Here is a 3,949-nt window from a genome sequence, read left to right as displayed (position 1 = left end):
TTGGTTTATGACCTTGAGTCCCCTGCCTTGCTTAGATTTCTCCAAGCGTCGGGACATATAAACAGTTATGGGATGGTCAGGGGTGCGAATCCCTTATATTCCACCAAGGGGTGCAAGTCCCACTAGGAGGTTATTTCAGGCATTGCAGCCTTATTTGACTCCTAAACGTCTCGCACTTCTCGCTTATTATACCATATTGCCCTAAAATATTAACCTAATTTGAGATTAAATCATGCTCTCTACTGAAATGGGTCACGACTCCACTCAGCAAATTGTTTTGTGACCTTGAGCTCCCTGCCTTGCTTGGAAGGTCATGTCCAAGCGTTGGGACATATAAACAGTTATGAGGATGGCCATCAGCTCGCTTCTTATATCCAACCAAGGGGTTGGAGTCCCCACTAGGCAGTTATTTCGGGCATTGCAGCCCTATTTGATGCCTAAACGTCTCGCACTGAGATCATGATCACAATTAGCCTTTCACCTGCTACTACTTTGATGGCTGGCTAATTGGAACTGCGAGGGTAAAGCTGCATCAACTTCTGCACCTGTTCAGCATGGTAGGAACTACGAGTCAGGGGAGAAGCGACAATTTGTAAGAACCCTAGAGACTCCCCGTAGGCTTTCCAAGTCGCAAATTGTTCCGGGGGAATAAAATCAGCTACAGCCAGATGCTTAGAACTCGGTTGCAGGTATTGTCCTAGGGTCAGGATATCGCAGTCAACCTCTCGCAGATCTACCATGGCTTGGCGGATTTCTGCATCGGTTTCACCTAATCCTACCATTAACCCAGATTTGGTATATAACCACGGGGCGATTTGTCGCGATCGCCTTAATAATTCTAAACTACGGTGATAGTCACCCTGGGGACGAACCCGCCGATATAATCGTTGGACAGTTTCAGTATTATGGTTGAGGACTTCTGGTTTAGCCTGTAGAATGGTCTCTAGGGCTTCCCAATTGCCACACAGGTCTGGGATTAATACCTCTATGGTAGTTTTGGGAGATAGCGATCGTACCGATTCAATACAGCGGACAAATTGAGATGCTCCCCCATCAGGTAAATCATCCCGGTTCACCGACGTAATCACCAGATGATTTAACTGCATCCGTCGCACCGCCTCAGCCAATCTTTCCGGTTCTGTCCGATCAAGAGCCTGTGGTTTTTTCTCAAAGTCAATATCACAATAGGGACAGGCGCGGGTACAAGCCGGACCCATAATCAAAAATGTAGCCGTCCCCGCGTTGAAGCATTCCCCAATATTCGGACAGGAAGCCTCTTCACAGACAGTATTTAATCCCAGATCCCGCAGGATCCCTTTAACGTTCCCAACGCGCTCGAACTGGGGCGCTTTAACTCTCAACCAATCGGGTTTAGATACCATAGTAGCTCATGATATGTTTAGCTTGATTTTAGCCAATTAGTTCAATTAGTGGTCGAGATAGACCTCACGGTCTACCCCTCCCATTCAGAACCGTGCATGAAAGTTTTCCCTTCAGACGGCTCCTAGTTTGATTGCTTCTTTTGTTAAGAACACAGCTTTGCGTCATCTAATGCCGTCTTATTGTCGCGGGTGTGGCGGTGTAGCAGTTGAAGATTTTTGTATTCATCCTTTCCACCGTGGCTTCTAGGTACAATGTGGTCTACTTCAACTAAGTCTGATGGGGTAAAGTATTGCCCGCACCAGGTACATCTACCTTTTTGCTTTTTGAGTAGTTTTGCTACCCTATTTGGCGTGCCGATTGCTTGTCCTTTCCTGGTTGCCCAGTAGGTCCAATTTCCGTCGTATGGTGTTGCGTCAGGGCGTATTAGGGTATGTCTAACAATTGGAGTCCAATTGTGATTGAACAGATGTAACCCATCTTTGGTTTGGAACAGCCAATTTTCGTGTCTTTCTTTCCCATTGCTAAGTTTAATTGTTCCRTGWCTGAAATAGTTTCTTAGCTTTTCATGTAGGTTTGCCCTTCCGCATCTTCAAACTGTCCATGCTCTTAACATTTCCCAGACTATATGGTCTAGTTTATTGAAGGCTTCTGTTGAAACTACCCCTGAATAGTAGTTTGACCAACCTCGTATTATTGGGTTTAGTCTGCTTATCAGGGCTGATTGAGGTGCTGTTTTATGCTTCCTGATTACACCTTTAATCACTTCTGTGTGAGCTTTAACTGCCTTATTGCTGGGTTTAATGTGGGTTTTGTGTCCGATTAATCGGCTCGCCGCTCCACCTGTTTTCCCGGATTGATATTTTCCTATAGGGTATTGCCTGATGTTGAATCCTAGAAAATCAAACCCTGGTTCCTCTGTTTTACCTTCGTACTCAATGGGATTGAGTGTATGGCATATTCGAGTCTTTTCGGGTTTAATTTTTAGTCCTACAGGTTTTAACCATTCGGAAATAGCAGTTTTGCACTGTTCAATGATTTCTAGGTCTTTGGATATGACCACAAAATCATCGGCATATCTTATTAGGTTGACCTGGGTGGTCGTCCCTTTATTAGGATACATTTCTTTTACTATTCTTTCCATTCCATCCAGGGCGATGTTGGCCAATAGTGGACTTATCGCTCCTCCTTGAGGTGTCCCTGTTTCTGTATCCTCGAATACACCGTTATCTAGCACACCCGCTTTGAGCCATTGTTTCAAGTCTCTTTTCAGGCTGCTTGGACAATGAATTTTGGAAAGTAGATAATCATGGTTCACGGTAAGAGCATTTCGCTATATGTTAGGGGTCGAGAATGGAGTCACCACCATCCCCTCCCATTCAGAACCATACGTGAAAGTTTCCCTTCATACGGCTCCTGGTGTGGATACCCTGTTTTGTCCAAGGAGCAGAATCAACAGACCTGCTTTTTACTTCGATGTTCAGAGCTATATGCAGCACGTAGTCTTTAAACTCGTCCTCGCCATTATACTCTTACTGACCGCAGTATCTATATCCACACCGTGACAATTGGGCATATCCCAACCATGACAATTGGGCTTTAGCTTCTGGTCACATCCTTCACCCTCTAAGCATGCGCTTACACTTTCACTACTGACTCTCTCGACCAGATTGTCGGAGCCTAGAAGGGGTTAAAACGTTCCGTTTGTATGGGCATTCCATCTTTAGATTTGTCCTCTCCACCGGGGTACTTCTAAAGGTCTGTGTGGGTAGAATGCAGAATCCCCCACTTTTCCCCTTGCCCTTTTGGGCGCAGCGTGTCAACCTATTTCGCTGCTCGTGCTTTACGATGGTTCAAGTCGGACATTCGGTCTTCCTAATCATAGATGGTTGGCAGTGGTCGCGTCTTGGTGGTAGGTTCTACCTCACGCCTTCCGTTCCCCGCTTCWATCCTGGAGTTATGATTTCCAAAACTGGGGGTGGCTATCGCCGTTACTCTCTACTCCCTGATTTCTCAGTTCGTTTATGACCTTGAGTTCCCTGCCTTGCTTAGTTACCTAAGCGTCGGGACATATAATCAGTTATGAGGATGCTCAGGAGAGGTCTCCTTATATCCAGATTCGGAGCTGGAATCCTCACCGGGTAGTTATTTCGGGCATTTAAGCCCTATTTAATACCCGAACGTCTCGCACCATACGCTTACACTTTTCACGCTCTGCTTGCGAGTAATATTGCTCACTTGTTTATTAGCAGAGCCTAAGAGGGGTTTAAACGTTCCGTTTATATGGGCATTCCATCTTTAGATTTGTCCTATCCACCGGGGTATTTTCAAGGTCTGTGTAGGTAGTGTAAGTAAACTCCTACTTTTCCCCTTGCTCTTTTGAGCGCAGCGTTTCAACCTGTTTCGCTACTATAAATTGATGAGTGCGAGACGTTTAGGAGTCAAATAAGGCTGCAATGCCTGAAATAACCTCCTAGTGGGACTTKCACCCCTTGGTGGAATATAAGGGACTCGTACCCTGACCATCCCATAACTGTTCATATGTCCCAAAGAGAAAGCAAGGCAGGGA

1 protein-coding gene and 1 pseudogene are annotated in these 3,949 nt (G+C 45.7%); both read right to left on the bottom strand.

What is annotated here, in order from left to right:
• Positions 1–503: 503 nt before the first annotated feature.
• Positions 504–1,382, bottom strand: a complete 879-nt coding sequence (gene lipA / locus B9T16_RS26535; RefSeq protein WP_006615955.1) for a lipoyl synthase — start codon at positions 1,380–1,382, stop codon at positions 504–506.
• A 143-nt stretch (positions 1,383–1,525) separates the two neighbouring features.
• Positions 1,526–2,698, bottom strand: a pseudogene (locus B9T16_RS26530) (group II intron reverse transcriptase); the annotation flags it as partial.
• Positions 2,699–3,949: the final 1,251 nt, after the last annotated feature.

It is taken from the genome of Arthrospira sp. PCC 8006 (assembly GCF_046480465.1).
GTDB lineage: Bacteria > Cyanobacteriota > Cyanobacteriia > Cyanobacteriales > Microcoleaceae > Limnospira > Limnospira platensis.
This window is presented reverse-complemented; position numbering and strand designations above follow the sequence as displayed.

What these genes read in the sequence shown, in the direction of transcription:
- lipA (WP_006615955.1), bottom strand. Translation starts at nt 1,382, where the DNA reads ATGGTATCTAAACCCGATTGGTTGAGAGTTAAAGCGCCCCAGTTCGAG.